Genomic DNA, 15,624 nt, shown 5'->3' with positions numbered 1-15,624 from the left:
GAGCTCCAATGCCCAAGCCCAAGAAGGGTGCCCGCTTCGGCGGGTCGGCGTCGCACCAGAAGGCGATCTTCGCCAACCTGGCGACTGCTCTCTTCGAGCACGGCCGAATCACCACCACGGAGGCCAAGGCCAAGGCCCTGCGTCCGTACGCCGAGAAGCTCGTGACCAAGGCCAAGGGTGGAACCCTCGCCGACCGTCGCGAGGTTCTCAAGGTCATCCGCAACAAGGACGTCGTGCACGGCCTGTTCGCGGAGATCGGCCCGTTCTACGCCGACCGCGATGGTGGCTACACCCGCATCATCAAGACCGTCCCCCGCAAGGGTGACAACGCTCCGATGGCGATCATCGAGCTCGTCAAGGAGAAGACCGTCACCTCCGAGGCGGATCGCGCTCGCCGCGTTGCCGCTTCGCAGGCTGCCGAGGAGAACGTGGTGGAGGCCGTCGAGGCCGACGCCACCGAGGCCGAGGTCGAGAACGCCGACGCCGTGGTCGAGGGTGTCGAGAACGAGACCGCGACTGCAGCAGACGCCGACGAGGCCAAGAAGGACTAGTCCTCTTGGTTTCGGCACATGCTGAATCGAACGAACCCGCCGCTCCCTCCGGGGACGGCGGGTTCGTTCGATTGCGGCTCGACATCTCTTACGACGGCACGGACTTCTCGGGCTGGGCGCGTCAGCCCGGCCGCCGCACGGTGTGCGGCGAGATCGAGGAGAAGCTGAGTGCGATCGTCCGCACCCCGGTGCTGCTGACGGTGGCCGGACGCACCGACGCGGGTGTCCACGCGAGTGGTCAGGTGGCGCACGTCGACGTGCCGGCCGACATGATTCCCGAGGAGCCGTCGCGGCTCGTTCGCCGGCTGGCCCGGTTCCTGCCCAGAGACGTTCGGGTCAAAGCCGTTTCATTCGCCCCGGAGCATTTCGACGCACGGTTCTCGGCCATCCGGCGGCACTACGAGTACAGGTTGACCACGGCGCCGTACGGCGCCGAGCCGTTGCGCGCCCGGGACACCGTCGCGTGGCCCAAGGACGTCGACGTCGACGCGATGCGGGAGGCGTCGTCGCGGTTGCTGGGTCTGCACGATTTCGCGGCGTTCTGCAAGCGTCGCGAGGGTGCGACGACGGTTCGCGAACTGCAGCGCTTCGACTGGGAGCAGTCGGGTCACGAACTCACTGCCTTCGTGAGCGCGGACGCCTTCTGTTGGTCGATGGTGCGGAGTCTGGTCGGTGCCGCGCTCGCGGTCGGCGAGGGCCGCCGCACAGTCGAGTGGATGGCGGGGCTGCTCGCCGAGCGCGAGCGGGCGAGTGCCGTCGCGGTCGCTCCGGCACACGGGCTTTCGCTGATCCGCGTCGACTACCCGGCCGACGAGGACCTCGCCGCCCGCAACGAAGCCACCCGGGAGATGCGTACTGCGATCGATCCGGGCGGCTCCGGCTGTTGCGGCGACTGACGTCCGTCAGCCCGCGAGTTGGCGGGCGATGACGAGTCGCTGAATCTGATTGGTGCCCTCGAAGATCTGGGTGATCTTGGCTTCGCGCATGTACCTCTCGACGGGGAAGTCCTGCGTGTAGCCGTATCCGCCGAACACCTGGACAGCGTCCGTGGTGACCTTCATGGCTGCGTCCGTCGCGACAAGCTTCGCGACGGACGCGTTGCGGGAGTAGGGGAGTCCGGCGTCGCGCCGGCGGGCGGCATCGATGTACGTGGCGCGGGCCGAGTCGACCGCGGCGGCCATGTCGGCCAGGACGAAACCGAGCCCCTGATGGTCGATGATGCGCTTGCCGAATGCCTTGCGCTCCTTGGCGTATGCGACGGCATCGACGAGCGCGCCCTGCGCCAGGCCGACGGCGACGGCGGCGATACCCAGACGCCCGGAATCGAGGGCGCTGAATGCGATGGGCAGGCCCTGCCCGGTCTTGCCGATGAGCCGCTCGGCCGGGACGAACGCGTCGTCGTAGTGCGCGGCCGTCGTCGGTACGGCGCGCAGTCCCATCTTTTCCTCGGGTTTGCCGAAGCCGAGTCCCTCGGTGTCCTTCGGGACCAGGAAGCACGAGATGCCGCGAGCCCCGTCGTCGCTGGTGCGGGCGAACAGGGTGTAGAAGTCGGCACGGCCACCGTTGGTGATCCACGCCTTGCTGCCGTTGATGCGGAAGCCGCCGTCCACCTCGGTGGCCCGGCACGAGAGCGCCGCGGCGTCGGAGCCGGCCTGCGGTTCGGACAGGCTGTAGGCGCCGATGGTCTCGCCGCCGAGCATGTCGGGCAGCCACTTCGACTTCTGCTCGTCGGTGCCGTGGGTCGCGAGCGCGAAGCACGACAGGCTGTGCACGCTGGTGGCGACGGCCACGGCGGCCCAGCGTGCCGCGATCTCCTCGAGAACCTGGAGGTAGACCTCGTAGGGCTGCGCGCCGCCGCCGAACTCCTCGGGGTAGGGGAGGCTCAGCAGTCCGGCACGCCCGAGTGCGGGGAAGACGCCGTCGGGGAACGTCTCGGTCTTCTCGTGCTCGTCCACGATCGGCGCCAGCACCTTGTCCGCGACGTCACGGGTGAGGTCGATCAGGTCGTGGGCTTCCTGGGTGGGCAGCAGGCGTTCGACGGGCACGGTGGTCTCCTCGCGGATTGACTCAGCTTCGAAAAGTAGTACTGAAAGCGATACTGCAGTACCGTCTGGCGTATGGCAACCCCGGTGAAGATGACGGCCAGACGCCTCGCGCTGTTCGACGCGCTGGTGGCCCTGATCCTCGACGAGGGGTTCGCGCATCTCACGCTCGACGACCTGGCGGCGCGGCTGCACTGCTCGAAGTCCACGCTGTACCGCCTTGCGGACAGCAAGGAACAGTTGGTCCGCGCTGCCACGGTCCATTTCTTTCGCGGAGCCACCGAACAGGTCGAGGCGAGCGTGGCCGGTGCGGTGGACGCCCGGGACCGCATCCGCAGGTACCTCGAAGCGGTGGGCGAGCAGCTACGTCCGGCGTCGCCGCGGTTCATGGAGGACCTCGCCGCCGATCCAGCAGTGCGTGAGGTGTACGAGCGCAACACGCGGTTCGCGGCCAGGCGCGTCCAGGAACTCATCACCGAGGGGGTTGCGGCGGGGGAGTTGCGGGACGCGCACGCCGCCTTCGTCGGGGACGTCGCCGCCGCCGCGATGGTGCGGATTCAGCAGCGCCAGGTGGCTGCCGCGACCGGTCTGGACGACGCCCAGGCGTACGAGGAATTGGCGATCCTGCTGACCTGTGGACTCTGATCGGGCGCTCTAGGATCGAACCCGGAAGGGAGCGATCCGATGGAATGGGAACATCCGCTACGACTCGAGGTGATCGTCGGTAGTGTCCGCGTCCAGCGGTTCGCCCCCGTCGTCGCCGACTGGTTCGTGGAGCGGGCCCGGGCTCGCGGGGAGTTCGACACGGCGGTGCTCGATCTCGCCGAAGCGTCGCTCCCACAGGATCTTTCGCGCACCCGCGAAGTCGACGACTTCACCGAGCGTATCGGGAACGCGGACGCCTTCGTCGTCGTGACGAGCGAGTACAACCACGGCTATTCGGCGGCGCTCAAGACCGCACTCGACACCGTCAAGTACGAGTGGCGCGCCAAGCCCATCGGTTTCGTCGCGTACGGAGGCATGTCGGGAGGGCTGCGGGCAGTGGAGCAACTGCGTCAGGTGGTGGCGGAACTGCACATGGTCTCGGTCCGCGAAGCCGTCAGTTTCCATCAGGCGCGCAAGCACTTCGACCCGGCGGACGGCGCTGCGAACGATGCCGCCGGGCGGATGCTCACACAGTTGGCGTGGTGGGGGGATGCGCTACGCACGCGGCGCGGGCACGTGCCCTATCCGGGCTGAGTCTCAGTGCGCGCCGACGAGCCGTGACGGGCGCGGACGTCCGAGGAAGGCGGTCTCGGACGAGATCGTCACGAGCGCCAGGTCGATGCTGCGGCCTCCCGTCGTGAGGATCACGCGGTCACCGGACGCGCCGGGTTGCAGTATCGATACGTCGACCGTTGGGGCCGTTGCCGACGCGGGCGCAGCGGTGGGCTGGACATGGACGGTCGTTACGCCCGGCCGGGCGGGCGGAGCCGGGGGGCCGTCGACGACGAGAGTGTCGAATCCGGTCTCGGCCCAGGCGGATCCGTGAGCGAGCCGAAGTCGTTTGGGCGCGCCGATCGCCTCTACCAGTGTCGTCCACGCATGAGGTCTGTCGGTGTGGACCAGTACCCGCGCACCGGTCCCCACGGCCCGGAACACCACCTGCTGCGCCAGGTACAGCTCGCCGTCGACCAGTACGTCGCGCACACCTGGACCGGACAGCCGGATGGCGACGGCGTGGCCCTGGGCGTCCGAACCGACGAGTTGCCCGCAACCGGCCACCGGCAGGTGCAGGCGGTCGAGGTGGGCCGGGTCGGTTGCGCGCAGGGGAGTGAGGTGGTCGAGATCCGGGGACGAGACCGGCAATTGCGCGACGAGAGCGTCGCGGTGCCGGCCCTGCATCGAGATCAGGCCCGGGTGCCGCAGACCTCGGGACGGCACCGCACGGGTGGTGGTCCGGAACGCGGCACCGACGAGTACCGAATCCTTGTCTGCGGCGGGACGCAGGCGCACCGTGACGGTCGTCCCGACGCCGGGGTGCGCCCACACCGCGGTGAGCAGTTCGCGGCTGAGATGCCGGGGATCGATCGCGTTGCCGGTGTTGCACAGGCCCTGGAGCGGGACATGGGACCACTGCTGGTCCATCGCGTCGGGGTGGACGCCGCGACAGATGAGCGCGGCCGCCGACTCCACGTCGGCCGCGGGCAGGATGCGCGAGGCGTAGCCGGCGTCGCCGAGCGCCCGGACGACGCGTCGTGCGGCGACGGCGACGGTGCGTGCGGCACCCTCCTCACCGCCGCCGCGGCGCGCCACCGATGCGCCGTCGGCGGCGGCGTCGAACCGGAGCGCCACCCACACGGTGCGGCGGGCGACGGCGGGAAGCGGCCCGACCAGGTTGTCGTACACCTCGGCGGCCGGAGTGCCGGTGACGGCGCGACTCCCGTGGGCCACGATGTCGATTCCGCCGAGCGTGACGTCGTGCTGATTCAGGCACGATGCCAGCGCCGCGACGGGGAGGTGGTCGGGAGAGTCGACGCGCTCACGCGTCACCCGGGTCCAATGGCCCGACGGGGGAAGCAGTTCGACGACAGCGACGACCTGGCCGGCGATCCAGTGCAGGCCGACTGTCTCGCTCGCGGCGTGGAAGTCGGTGGTGCGTCCGATCGTCGGTCTGCGGGTGTCGATCAGGCCCAGCACAGTCCCGATCCACGCCACCGCGAACCGGCCACCGACGCGAGTGAACAGTGCGCCGCCGACCACGGCGGCTGCGACGACCGCGGCCCACAACGGAACCCCCGCGAGCAGTGCGAGCAGACACACGGCCCCGCCGACCGACTGCGCGACCACGACGGTCGTCATCAGTGCTGCGGCAGCCGTGTACGGACGGCGTCCGGCACGGAAATGGTCCACGGTTCCTCCCCGATACCTGAACCAGACGGAGCGATCGGTCGTCCGCCGAAGAGTGCTTTCGAGCGAACTGTACTGTGTGGACCCGAAGCGTGCGCCTCGTGGGGGAGGAAACATGGCTGCACAGCCGACTACTCGATGGCAGGTGAGCGGATACCGATTCCTGGTCCGCCGTATGGAGCATGCGCTCGTCCGCAAGGACGTACGCATGCTGTCCGATCCGATGCGGTCGCAGTCGCGCGCCCTGGGGGTGGGGATCGTCGTGGCGTGTCTGGTGCTGGCCGGATGCGCGGCCCTGGCACTGTTCCGCCCGCAGGACAAGATCGGCAACGCGACGATCGTCGTCGGAAAGGACTCGGGCGCAATGTTCGTCGCGGTGAACGATGCGCTCCATCCCGTGCTGAACCTGGCGTCCGCGCGGCTGATCGTCGGTGAGGCGGCGAAGCCGGTGACGGTGTCGGAGTCGGAGATCGAGTCCCGGCCGCGAGGCGCGTTGGTCGGCATCCCGGGCGCCCCGTCGGCGCTCCCCGCCGGTTCGCCGGACGGGCAGCCGTGGACGGTGTGCGACACGGTGACCGCCGACGGGACCGGCTCTGTCACAACCACGGTAGTCGTCGGTGAGCCGTCGTGGAGTGATCGGGTCGGACCGCTCGGATCCGATCGTGCGCTGCTCGTCTCGCACGGCGCCGACACCTACCTCGTGTACGACGGCCGTCGCGCACCGATCGACCTGCGGGACCGCGCAGTGACCCGCGCACTCGGACTCGAAAGCGCGCAGCCCCGCCCGATCGGTCGGGGACTGCTCAACGCGATTCCGGAGACGCTCCCGATCACGCCACCGCAGATCGAGTCCCGGGGATCTGCACCGAACTATCAGATCGCCGGGCGGACCGTCGGATCCGTCGTCGAACTGATGCGCGGCGACGACGTCCGCTACTACGTGGTTCTCCGGGACGGAGTGCAGGAGATCAGTTCCGCCACAGCACTTCTCATCCAGTTCGCCGCTTCCCAGGGGCAGTCGGAAATGGCGACGATCAGCCCCGACGCGCTGGCCAGGGCTCCTTTGGCGGACGTGCTCGACGTGTCGACCTTCCCAGCTGTCCCGCCGCGGCTCGCGGACCCGGCTGCCGACCCGGTCGGCTGCCTGACCTGGACTCCGCAGGGCGCAGCCCAGGGCGACGACTCCGGCCGCGTCGAAGCGGCTCTCACGCTGGCGGCGGGACGCTCGCTGCCGATCCCCGACGATGCCCGCACGGTCCGGTTGGCGCAGGCCGACGGGTCCGGCGATCACGCTGATTTCGCCTACCTGCGTTCGGGTGCCGGCGGGTTCGTGCAGACGACGGGCCTCGAGTCCGGCAGCGCGCGAAAGGGCGGACTGTTCTTCGTCGCCGACACGGGCGTCCGGTACGGGGTCGAGAACGCCGATGCAGCGAAGGCACTGGGGTTCGAGGTTCCAGGTGCTCCGGCGCCGTGGCGGATCGTCGAATTGCTCGCTCCCGGTCCCGCTCTCGGCAAGTCCGCGGCGCTGGTCGCGCACGACGGCGTGTCGGCCGACACCGATCCGGCGCCGGTGGCTGCGGGCAACTAGTCGTGTCGTGACGCCCGACGGCGGAGCGGCAGCGACGCGAGCACGCAGAGGACGGCGAGTGTGACGATCCCACCGGTCGCGGCCAGCGCCACCGTGCGGGGCCGACTGTCGGGTGGTCGCGGCGGCTGCGGTGCCGGGAGCTGTGCCGACGCGAACGCCGGTTCCGTGGCGGCGTCGTCGGGCAGATCGGCCGTGACCGCGGCAACCGGGTCGACGACACCGCGTCCGACGAACGGATTCCAGCCCTCGGCCGGAGCGTGCGCGGTGGCCTCGATCCGGGCGATCACCTGCTGCGCGGTCAGTTGCGGATACCTGGCACGCACGAGTGCCACCGTCGCGGACACGAGAGGCGCCGCGAAACTGGTTCCGACGAAGGGCATCTGCTGCCCTTGACCGTTGGACCAGCTGCGCGTCTCGCCGGCGCCGTCGGGTGAGAGCGAGACGATGCCGGTGCCGGGCGCCGCCACGTCCACCCACGGGCCACCGAGAGTGAATTCGGATGCCGCGCCGTCCGGGTCGACGGATCCGACCGTGAGTACGTAGTCGTCGTACCACGCTGGAGTCGCGATGGTGGCCACCGAATCCCACGGGTCCGCGCCGGGATCGAGTGGGTCGGCACCAGGATTCTGGGCCATGCAGCCGCCGGAGCGGAAGTTCCCCGCTGCCGCGACGACCACCGCATTCTTCACGGTGGCCGCGTAGTGCACCGCGGCGCCGAGCGACTGGTCGGCGATGCCGTCGGAGGCCGACCGGCACGCCACTTCGGAAATGTTGACGACCGTGGCGCCGTTGTCGACCGCCTGCCGGATCGCCATCGCCATGGTCTGGGTGTTGCCGTATCCGGATGTGTTCTGGACGTCGTTCGGATCGTCCCGTCGGCGGGTTTCCGAGAAGTTGGCGCTCGACTGGCGGATCGTCATGACCCGGGCGTCGGGGGCGCCGCCCGCGAACCCCGTCGTCGGTGTGGGTGCGGCGGCGATGAGACCGGCCACGATGGTTCCATGTGCGTCACAGTCGCCGGTACCGTCGCCCGTCGACACGTAGTCGCCGCCCGGAATCAGGCCGGGTAGACGGGGATGCCGAGCCACGCCGGTGTCGATCACCGCCACGGTCTGACCTGCCCCGCGGGTGAGCGGCCACACCGTGTCGAAGCTCATCGTGCGCTGCGGCAGAGGAACATTCGGTTCGTCGGCCGACACCGTCGCCGCCGCGCACGCGTTGCGCTGCTCGGTTGGCGCGAGGGGAGCGGGGCGCGCAGCACCCGGAAGCCTGCCCGGGTCGATCGGCGACGGGACCACCGCGGACCCGACTCCGCCGAGAGAAAGCGTGGCGACGGCGAGGAGGGAGACGATCGTCGCCGGGCGCGCGGCGGAGCGCATCCGCATCACAGCCCGCGAACGGCGACGAAGAGTCCGGACACCCAGCACGCGAGCGGTACCACGGCGGAGATGGCCGCGTAGTCGACGATCTCGGCGGCGCGGCGCTGCACCGGAGAGAACGTCCGTTGCGGGACGACGACCCCGAGCACGAGAGCCGCGACGACCAGCAGTGCGGTCGTCGCGAACAGCGGGAGGGCCGCGCTCGGGACGACCACTGCCGTCGCGACCGCCAGCAGCATCAGCACCGCGCTGCCCCCGGAGATGAGAGGGACGGCTTGTTCGGCGGAACTGTAGGTCCGTCCTCGGAACATGAGTACTGTGGCCGCAGCAACAGCCAGAGACGTTCCGGGCCAGTATATTCCGTCGGACATGCTCGGAGCCGACGCCAGCAGGGCCCCGGTCACGGTCAGCAGAGTCCATCCCGCGACCAGGCCGGTGAGGTAGCGCCGGGCGTGCTCGGCGCGCCGCTCGACCGTCGCGAACGAGGGCAGGCTCCGGGCGTCGTCCGGGTCTTCCTCGGTGGGGTCCAGCGATGTGCCCGGTGCCGGCACCGGAGGCAGCGGCAGTTTCGCGAGCATCATCGCGATCCGCGGTGCGAAGACGAGTCCGAACAGGGCCCCGCCGACGAGCATCGCTCCGACCGACCGCGTCGACTGCTCGGTGAGGACAGCGACGAGCGCGGCGAGCGACCCGAGCAGGGAGACGGACGCGGCCGTCGTGAACACGGCGTGCCCGACACCTGCGGCACGCAGGGCCACCACCGCGCAGGCGCCGACCATGACGAGCCCGAGCAGCGTGTCCGGTGGCAGGTCGTCGCCGGGGACGAAGAGGGCGCCGGCCGCGAACGCGATCGGCAGCGCCGCCGCGCCGAGAGTGAGTGCCGCGCCCGCGTCGCCGTACACCCGGCCGGCCACCGCTCCGGCGACGAGGAACGCCACGACCATCGCGAATGCGGCAACGGCCCCGATCACCGACGCGGTGGCGCCCTCGGTGCGGAGCAGCACGAACGCCCCGGCCGTGGCGGCGGCGACGGCGATCGCGGAGCCCGTCAGGCGCGCGATCCGCGGTGTCCAGGGATGTGCGTGGCCGGTCTCGGCGACTGCGACGTTGTACATGACGTCGTCGAACAGTGGCGGTGGCGGGCTGGCCTCCACCGAGTCGAAGACGAGGAGTTCGCCGTCGAGGACACCGTGTTCCTGGAGGGTCGAGGCCGGTGACAGCGGCGGGCTGCCCACCCTGGAGAGCACCCATCGGGTCGGGTGGAGACGGTCGCCGGCGACGTCGAAGTCGTTGGCGGCACTGTGCTTCTCCACCAGGTCGGCGATCCCGGGTACCAGCAGCTCGACCGGCACCGAGTTGGGAAGCGCGAGGTCGATCTGGCTGTGCGGTGTGAGGATCGTCAGCCGGCACAGGTCGGCGCCGCCACGTGGTCGGGCGCCTGTCGTACCGCCGGTCGTCTGGTCGGCGCGCAGCACAGTCACGATCGTTCCCCCCCGGAATCTGCGATTCGGATCCCCATCCGAACAGCTCTTTTCGCGAACACCCGCACTGTACCGGCTGCGCCGGACCGGCTCGACCACACCTCTGCGCCACCTGTCGGGGTCGTGCGGTAGTTTCCTGTTCGCGAGTCCGGAGCCCGTGGGGGGTTACCCGGTGCGATGGAAGCGTCGCGCCGGGCGGGGGATGCGCAGTCTTCTAGGGGTGGAAGCATGGGCACTGTACGTTTCGTGCGCAAGGCGCGTCGGGAGTCGCCGCGCGCACCGGGCGGCGAGGTGAGTCTGCAGACGCCTCCCGAGATCCCCCGGACCACCCCCGGCAATCTGATGACCAAGCTGCTTCCGCTGGTCATGGTCGCGGCGATGGTGGGAATGGTCGCCCTGATGTTCACGTCGGGGATGGCGGCGAGTCCGATGTCGCTGCTCTTCCCGGTGATGATGCTCGTGTCGACACTCGGCATGCTTGCCGGATCCGGACGGGGCGGGGGAGCGAAAGCCGGTGAGACCAACGAGGACCGCAAGGACTACCTGCGCTACCTCGACCAGTTGCGGCGCGACGCTCTCGACACGGGCAGACAACAGCGTGAGGCGCTCGAGTGGAGCCATCCCGATCCCGACATGCTCTGGACGCTGTCGGGCGCCTCGCGGATGTGGGAGCGCAGGATCGCCGACACGGACTTCTGCCACGTCCGGGTGGGCCGCGGCAGCCAGCGGCTTGCCACCCGTCTCATTCCGCCGGAGACGGGGCCGGTAGAGGATCTCGAACCCGTCTCGGCGGTCGCGCTCAGACGCTTCGTTCGGGCTCACTCGGTGGTCGCCGAGTTGCCTACCGCGGTGTCGCTGCGCGGATTCGCGGCGATCGGCATCGACGGGGACCAGGCGGCAGCGCGGGACCTCGCGCGCGCGATGCTGCTGCAGCTGTGCACGTTCCACGGTCCGGATCTGCTGCAGGTCGCCGTGGTGTGTGGACCCGACACCCGCAGCGAGTGGGACTGGGTGAAATGGCTTCCGCACGCGCAGCACTCCGACAGCGTCGACGGGCTCGGCCCGTCCCGCATGATCTACGGCTCCGTCCTGGAACTCGATGCCGCCCTGGGCGGGCAGCTGGCGATGCGCGGACGATTCTCCCGAACGGCGTCACCGGTGCAGGGCGTTCCGCAGCTCGTGGTCGTGGTCGACGGCGGCATCCTCGCGGGCGACATCGCGATGGTCACCGACGGTGGGCTCGACTCGGTGACCGTCCTGGACCTCAGCGGCTACTGCCCCCGACTGACGGCCACGCGTGGACTGCAGTTGGTCATACAGGACGGTGCGCTCGGAGCCCGCAGCGCCGCGGGCGTGGAAACCTTCGCGGTCGCGGACGCACTCACCGCGCGTGAGGCTCTGTCCGCCGCGCGACGCCTCGCGCCCTATCGGCTCGCGGCGGTCGCCGTGGCAGACGGGAGCGGTGACGGCGACGGTCCGGTCGCGGCCGGATGGAGTCGACTCCTCGGACTCGGCGACGTGGATCGATTCGATCCCGCCCGGGCTTGGACACCCCGTCAGGGACGGGACCGGCTCCGAGTGCCGATCGGCGTCGGCGTGGACGGCAGCCCTGTCGAACTCGACCTCAAGGAAGCTGCCCAGAACGGAATGGGTCCGCACGGACTGTGCATCGGCGCAACGGGTTCGGGCAAATCCGAGTTCCTGCGCACACTCGTGCTGGGCCTCCTCGCGACCCATTCGCCGGAGGCGCTGAACCTGGTTCTGGTCGACTTCAAGGGCGGCGCCACCTTCCTGGGGCTGGACAAGGCCCCACACGTCGCCGCGGTCATCACGAATCTCTCCGAGGAGATCGCGATGGTCGACCGGATGCGGGATGCGCTCGCGGGCGAGATGAATCGCCGGCAGGAGTTGCTGCGGGCGGCAGGCAATTTCGCGAACGTCACCGATTACGAGAAGGCCCGCGCCGCAGGTGCCGACCTGGCGCCGCTGCCCGCCCTGTTCATCGTGGTCGACGAGTTCTCCGAGTTGTTGAGTCAGCAACCCGAGTTCGCCGACCTCTTCGTTGCGATCGGTCGACTCGGGCGATCTCTGCAGATGCATCTGCTACTCGCGAGTCAGCGACTCGAGGAGGGCAAGCTTCGCGGCCTGGACAGCCACCTGTCCTATCGAATCGGACTGAAGACGTTCTCGGCCAACGAATCACGCACCGTCCTGGGCGTCCCGGACGCCTACCATCTGCCGGCGACGCCGGGCGCCGGCTACCTCAAGTGCGACTCCGCGGAGATCGTGCGGTTCCAGGCGTCGTACGTGTCCGGGCCGTACGAGCGGGAGCGGACGCTCGGCACAACAGGCAGTGCGGCGCCGACCGAGGACCTACGGCCCCGATTGTTCACCGCGGAACCTGTCGCGCTGCCTGCCTCCGACGCACCCGTCGTCCAGGCCATCCCGGACGCGCCGCCCGAGGCGGAATCCGACACGAGGTCGCTGCTCGAAGTGCTGGTCGACAGGATCCGGAACTGCGGTCCGGCCGCGCACGAGGTGTGGCTGCCGCCGCTCGACACTTCACCCACGCTCGACCGGTTGTTGCCGCACACCGAGTCCGGGCTTCCGGCTCCCGCCGCCGAGGCGCTGCGGGCGCCGATCGGCATCGTCGACCGTCCGTTCGATCAACGCCGCGACGTGCTGTTCGCCGATCTCGCCGGATCGACCGGCAATGTCGCGGTCGTCGGTGGACCGCAGTCGGGCAAGTCGACCTTGCTGCGGACGCTGATCCTGTCGATGGCCGCGACGCATTCGCCGCGCGAGGTTCAGTTCTACTGCCTCGACTTCGGTGGTGGCACCCTCGCCGGGCTGTCCGGGCTGCCGCACGTCGGGTCCGTGGCGAACCGTCTCGACGTGGACCTCGTGCGGCGCACGGTCGCCGAGATCGCGACCGTGGTCCGCAGACGTGAACGCCGGTTCCGCGAACTGGGTATCGAGTCGATGGCGGAGTTCCGCCGTCGACGCAGGGACGGCAGTGACGGTCCGGACGGGCTCTCCCGGGATCCGTTCGGGGACGTCTTTCTGGTCGTGGACGGCTGGCCGAGTATCCGCCAGGACTTCGAGGCGCTCGAGGCGCAGATCGCCGCGCTCGCCGGGCAGGGGCTCTCGTTCGGAGTCCACGTCGTACTGGCGACGCCGCGGTGGGCCGACATCAGGCCGGCGCTCAAGGATCAGCTCGGCACGAGGATCGAACTGCGTCTGGGAGATCCGACGGACTCCGACATCGGGCGGGCGAAGGCGATGCTGGTTCCCGCGGGACGCCCGGGACGCGGCATGACGCGCGACGGGCTGCATCTGCTGGCGGCGCTACCGCGACTGGACGGTGTGGCCCGGAGCGAGGACCTCGGCGTGGGCGTTGCCGACGCGGTGGCGCGGATCGAGGCGCTGCATCCCGGTGAGTCGGCTCCGCCCGTCCGCATGCTGCCGGAACGGGTTCCGCGTACCGATCTGCTGTCGGCGTCGGCCGGGCGCTGGCCCGAGGAGGGGCCGTGCCTGTCCGTTCCGATCGGCATCGACGAGGCGGAACTCGCTCCCGTACGTCTCGACCTCTCCGAGCAACCACATTTCCTGGTGTTCGGCGACAGCTCGTGCGGCAAGACGACGTTGTTGCGCGGAATCTGCCTCGGACTGATGGAATCGAACACTCCGCAGCAGGCGAAGCTGATCATCGGCGACTATCGCCGAACGTTGCTCGGCGTCGTGGAAGGCGATCACCTCGCGGGATACGCGGCTTCCGCAACGACTTTCACCACGATGATGAACGACCTCGCCGGAATCCTTGCGAGCCGGATGCCGGGCCCGGACACCACGCAGCAACAGCTGCGTGAACGGTCGTGGTGGTCGGGTCCGGAGATCTACGTCGTGGTGGACGACTACGACCTCGTGGCTACGTCCAGCGGGAATCCGCTCACACCGCTGATCGACTACCTCGCGCACGCCAAGGACCTCGGTTTGCACGTGATCATCGCGCGTCGATCCGGCGGTGCGTCCCGGGCACTGTACGAACCTGTCATCGCCCGGATCCGAGACCTGATACCCGCCGGCATCGTCATGAGCGGGAACCGCGACGAAGGCAACCTCGTCGGAGCGGTTCGTCCGTCCGAGATGCCACCCGGTCGCGGCACCTTCGTGACCCGCCGCGGAACCTCGCTCGTCCAGGTCGCATGGTTGCCCCCGTTGTGACGTCACGGTCCGTCGTGGTTCACCTCGGCGTCGACACCGTGTGGGTCGGGACGGCCGCCGGCGTCGACGCGTCTGCGGACGAGGAGCTGCGCGGGTGCGTGGATGCGATCGACGACGAGTTCGTCGACTCGGCACAACACGTTCGGCCGACCGTCGAGGCGCTCGCATCCGTGATCGCGCGGGCTGTCAGGAAGGTATCGGAGCGAGACGGATTCGTCGACGTGATGACGATTCTCCATCCGGCGCACTGGGGACGGACCCGTTGTGGCGTGCTCGGCGCCGCTGCGCGACGATCCGCGAACGACGTGGAGACCCTGCCGATCGCGCTCGCGGTTCCCGCGCCGACCAGTTCGGGGGCATGGATCGTCGTCGAGTGTGCCGAGACGACCACCACCGCCGTTGCCGTTCGCCCGGGCCCACAGGGCACGTCTGAGATCACGGCCTGCGCGTTCGCGCCGAGCACCGGAGTGCTCGATCTCGAACCCGGGGCCGATGCCAGTGCCAGTGCCAGCGCCGGTACCGACGCCGCTCCCGATACCGGAATCGAGGTCGGTTCGGCGTGGATCGCGGTGGTGAACGAACTGATCGACGAGGTGAGTGGGGACGAGGGCGCCGGGCCCGTGTGCGTCGTCGGCCCATCCGCCGAGACGGTCGCCCGTCTGCTGTCGACCGACGCCGGCCGCGACGTGCGGGTGGTGCCGGAACCAGCGCTCGTCGCCTGCCGCACCGCGTCCTCCCAGTCGGGTGCAGGTTCAGGTTCTGGCTCAGATGCGTCCGAGCCGGCACGGCGATCGTGGGTCGATCAGGTGCCGCGTCCGGAGCCGGTGCGCCCGACCGGTAGGTCCGTCGTCATCGGGGCGTCACTAGCGGCGGTGGCACTGCTGCTCGCGGTGGGGTCGATGCTCGCCGTGCGGTACACACGCGGATCGGAGTCTCAACCCGCCGCCGCGCCTCTGCAGCGCGTCGAGATCGGCAGGGCGAGTACCGAACTGCCCGATTCGTGGCAGGTTCGGGGTGACCGATCCGGTCGGCTGGACCTGGTGCCGGACGACGGCCGCGACGGCCGGATCGTGGTGTTGCCCACCGAACTCGCCGTCGGCACCGCCTGGGATTCGGTGGTGCGCGGGCTCGAACGCAAGATCGGCGAGCGTGGGGCCGCGGGACCATTCTCCGATTTCGCCGCGGACGTCGAGTTCGGCGGGCGGCGGTCCGCCGCGTACGTCGAGGCACCCGCCGACGGATCGCGGGTGCGTTGGTACGTGCTGTTGGAAGACGACGTGCAGGTGAGCGTGGGTTGCCAGTACCGCGACGCCGGGTGGGAGGCGATCGCCGACGATTGCGAGCAGGCGGTTCGCGCCGTGACGGTCGCTTCCGCGCGGTGAATCCGTGTCCGGCGAAGGCGTTCGAAAAAGTCTCGGGACGAATGGAACCGAATTCACCTGTCGCTGCGTCGAACCATATGTAGGCGCG

11 protein-coding genes are annotated in these 15,624 nt (G+C 69.7%); 7 read left to right on the top strand and 4 right to left on the bottom strand.

Annotated elements, in window-relative coordinates; genetic code table 11:
* The first annotated feature begins 8 nt into the window (after positions 1–8).
* On the top strand, positions 9–551 hold the full coding sequence (gene rplQ, locus C7H75_RS18530) for a 50S ribosomal protein L17 (protein WP_005518406.1): 543 nt from the start codon (positions 9–11) through the stop codon (positions 549–551).
* Positions 552–556: 5 nt separating this feature from the next.
* Positions 557–1,447, top strand: coding sequence for a tRNA pseudouridine(38-40) synthase TruA (gene truA / locus C7H75_RS18525; protein ID WP_081120717.1), 891 nt, complete (start codon positions 557–559; stop codon positions 1,445–1,447).
* 6 nt (positions 1,448–1,453) lie between these two features.
* Here the strand turns inward: truA and C7H75_RS18520 are convergent, their stop codons facing one another.
* A complete protein-coding gene (locus C7H75_RS18520; protein WP_106851681.1) occupies positions 1,454–2,596 on the bottom strand; it encodes an acyl-CoA dehydrogenase family protein in 1,143 nt (380 codons plus the stop codon).
* 72 nt (positions 2,597–2,668) lie between these two features.
* Here C7H75_RS18520 and C7H75_RS18515 point away from each other — a divergent pair, with 72 nt between their 5' ends.
* Both C7H75_RS18515 and C7H75_RS18510 read left to right on the top strand, forming a co-directional pair.
* Positions 2,669–3,238 carry a TetR/AcrR family transcriptional regulator gene (locus tag C7H75_RS18515; protein ID WP_013416887.1) on the top strand — a complete coding sequence of 190 codons (570 nt, stop codon included), beginning with the start codon at positions 2,669–2,671 and terminating at the stop codon, positions 3,236–3,238.
* Between the two features lie 39 nt (positions 3,239–3,277).
* The gene (locus C7H75_RS18510; RefSeq protein ID WP_064057814.1) at positions 3,278–3,832 is read left to right on the top strand and encodes an NADPH-dependent FMN reductase; all 555 of its coding nucleotides are present in this window, start codon (positions 3,278–3,280) and stop codon (positions 3,830–3,832) included.
* 3 nt (positions 3,833–3,835) lie between these two features.
* Here C7H75_RS18510 and eccE read toward each other — a convergent pair whose 3' ends face one another.
* On the bottom strand, positions 3,836–5,485 hold the full coding sequence (gene eccE / locus C7H75_RS18505) for a type VII secretion protein EccE (RefSeq protein WP_106851680.1): 1,650 nt from the start codon (positions 5,483–5,485) through the stop codon (positions 3,836–3,838).
* Between the two features lie 112 nt (positions 5,486–5,597).
* Here eccE and eccB point away from each other — a divergent pair, with 112 nt between their 5' ends.
* Positions 5,598–7,070, top strand: a complete 1,473-nt coding sequence (gene eccB, locus C7H75_RS18500) for a type VII secretion protein EccB (RefSeq protein ID WP_106851679.1) — start codon at positions 5,598–5,600, stop codon at positions 7,068–7,070.
* Here the strand turns inward: eccB and mycP are convergent.
* Both mycP and eccD read right to left on the bottom strand, forming a co-directional pair.
* Entirely contained in the window at positions 7,067–8,455 is a 1,389-nt protein-coding gene (gene mycP / locus C7H75_RS18495) for a type VII secretion-associated serine protease mycosin (protein WP_081182789.1), read from the bottom strand. The two genes, eccB and mycP, sit on opposite strands and share 4 nt — an antisense overlap.
* Positions 8,455–9,930: a type VII secretion integral membrane protein EccD gene (gene eccD, locus C7H75_RS18490; protein ID WP_084865319.1), complete on the bottom strand. Its 1,476-nt coding sequence runs from the start codon at positions 9,928–9,930 to the stop codon at positions 8,455–8,457. Before eccD ends, mycP begins: the two co-directional genes overlap by 1 nt.
* Before the next feature lie 228 nt (positions 9,931–10,158).
* On the opposite strand from eccD, the gene eccCa reads away from it, so the two are divergent.
* Both eccCa and C7H75_RS18480 read left to right on the top strand, forming a co-directional pair.
* Complete coding sequence (gene eccCa / locus C7H75_RS18485; RefSeq protein ID WP_106851678.1) at positions 10,159–14,154, top strand: type VII secretion protein EccCa; 3,996 nt, start codon at positions 10,159–10,161, stop codon at positions 14,152–14,154.
* Positions 14,151–15,536 carry a type VII secretion-associated protein gene (locus tag C7H75_RS18480; protein WP_233281793.1) on the top strand — a complete coding sequence of 462 codons (1,386 nt, stop codon included), beginning with the start codon at positions 14,151–14,153 and terminating at the stop codon, positions 15,534–15,536. The genes eccCa and C7H75_RS18480 overlap by 4 nt, the downstream gene beginning before the upstream one ends.
* Positions 15,537–15,624: the final 88 nt, after the last annotated feature.

The organism is Rhodococcus (subgen. Prescottella) equi (assembly GCF_003013675.1).
Lineage (GTDB): Bacteria > Actinomycetota > Actinomycetes > Mycobacteriales > Mycobacteriaceae > Prescottella > Prescottella equi.
Note: the sequence above shows the minus strand (reverse complement) of the source record. Positions and strands in the feature narration are given on the sequence as shown.

Bases quoted from the DNA above. Each gene is read 5' to 3' on its own strand.
- rplQ (WP_005518406.1), top strand. From the start codon at position 9: ATGCCCAAGCCCAAGAAGGGTGCCCGCTTCGGCGGGTCGGCGTCGCAC.
- C7H75_RS18515 (WP_013416887.1), top strand. From the start codon at position 2,669: ATGGCAACCCCGGTGAAGATGACGGCCAGACGCCTCGCGCTGTTCGAC.
- C7H75_RS18510 (WP_064057814.1), top strand. From the start codon at position 3,278: ATGGAATGGGAACATCCGCTACGACTCGAGGTGATCGTCGGTAGTGTC.
- eccB (WP_106851679.1), top strand. From the start codon at position 5,598: ATGGCTGCACAGCCGACTACTCGATGGCAGGTGAGCGGATACCGATTC.
- mycP (WP_081182789.1), bottom strand. From the start codon at position 8,455: ATGCGGATGCGCTCCGCCGCGCGCCCGGCGACGATCGTCTCCCTCCTC.
- eccCa (WP_106851678.1), top strand. From the start codon at position 10,159: ATGGGCACTGTACGTTTCGTGCGCAAGGCGCGTCGGGAGTCGCCGCGC.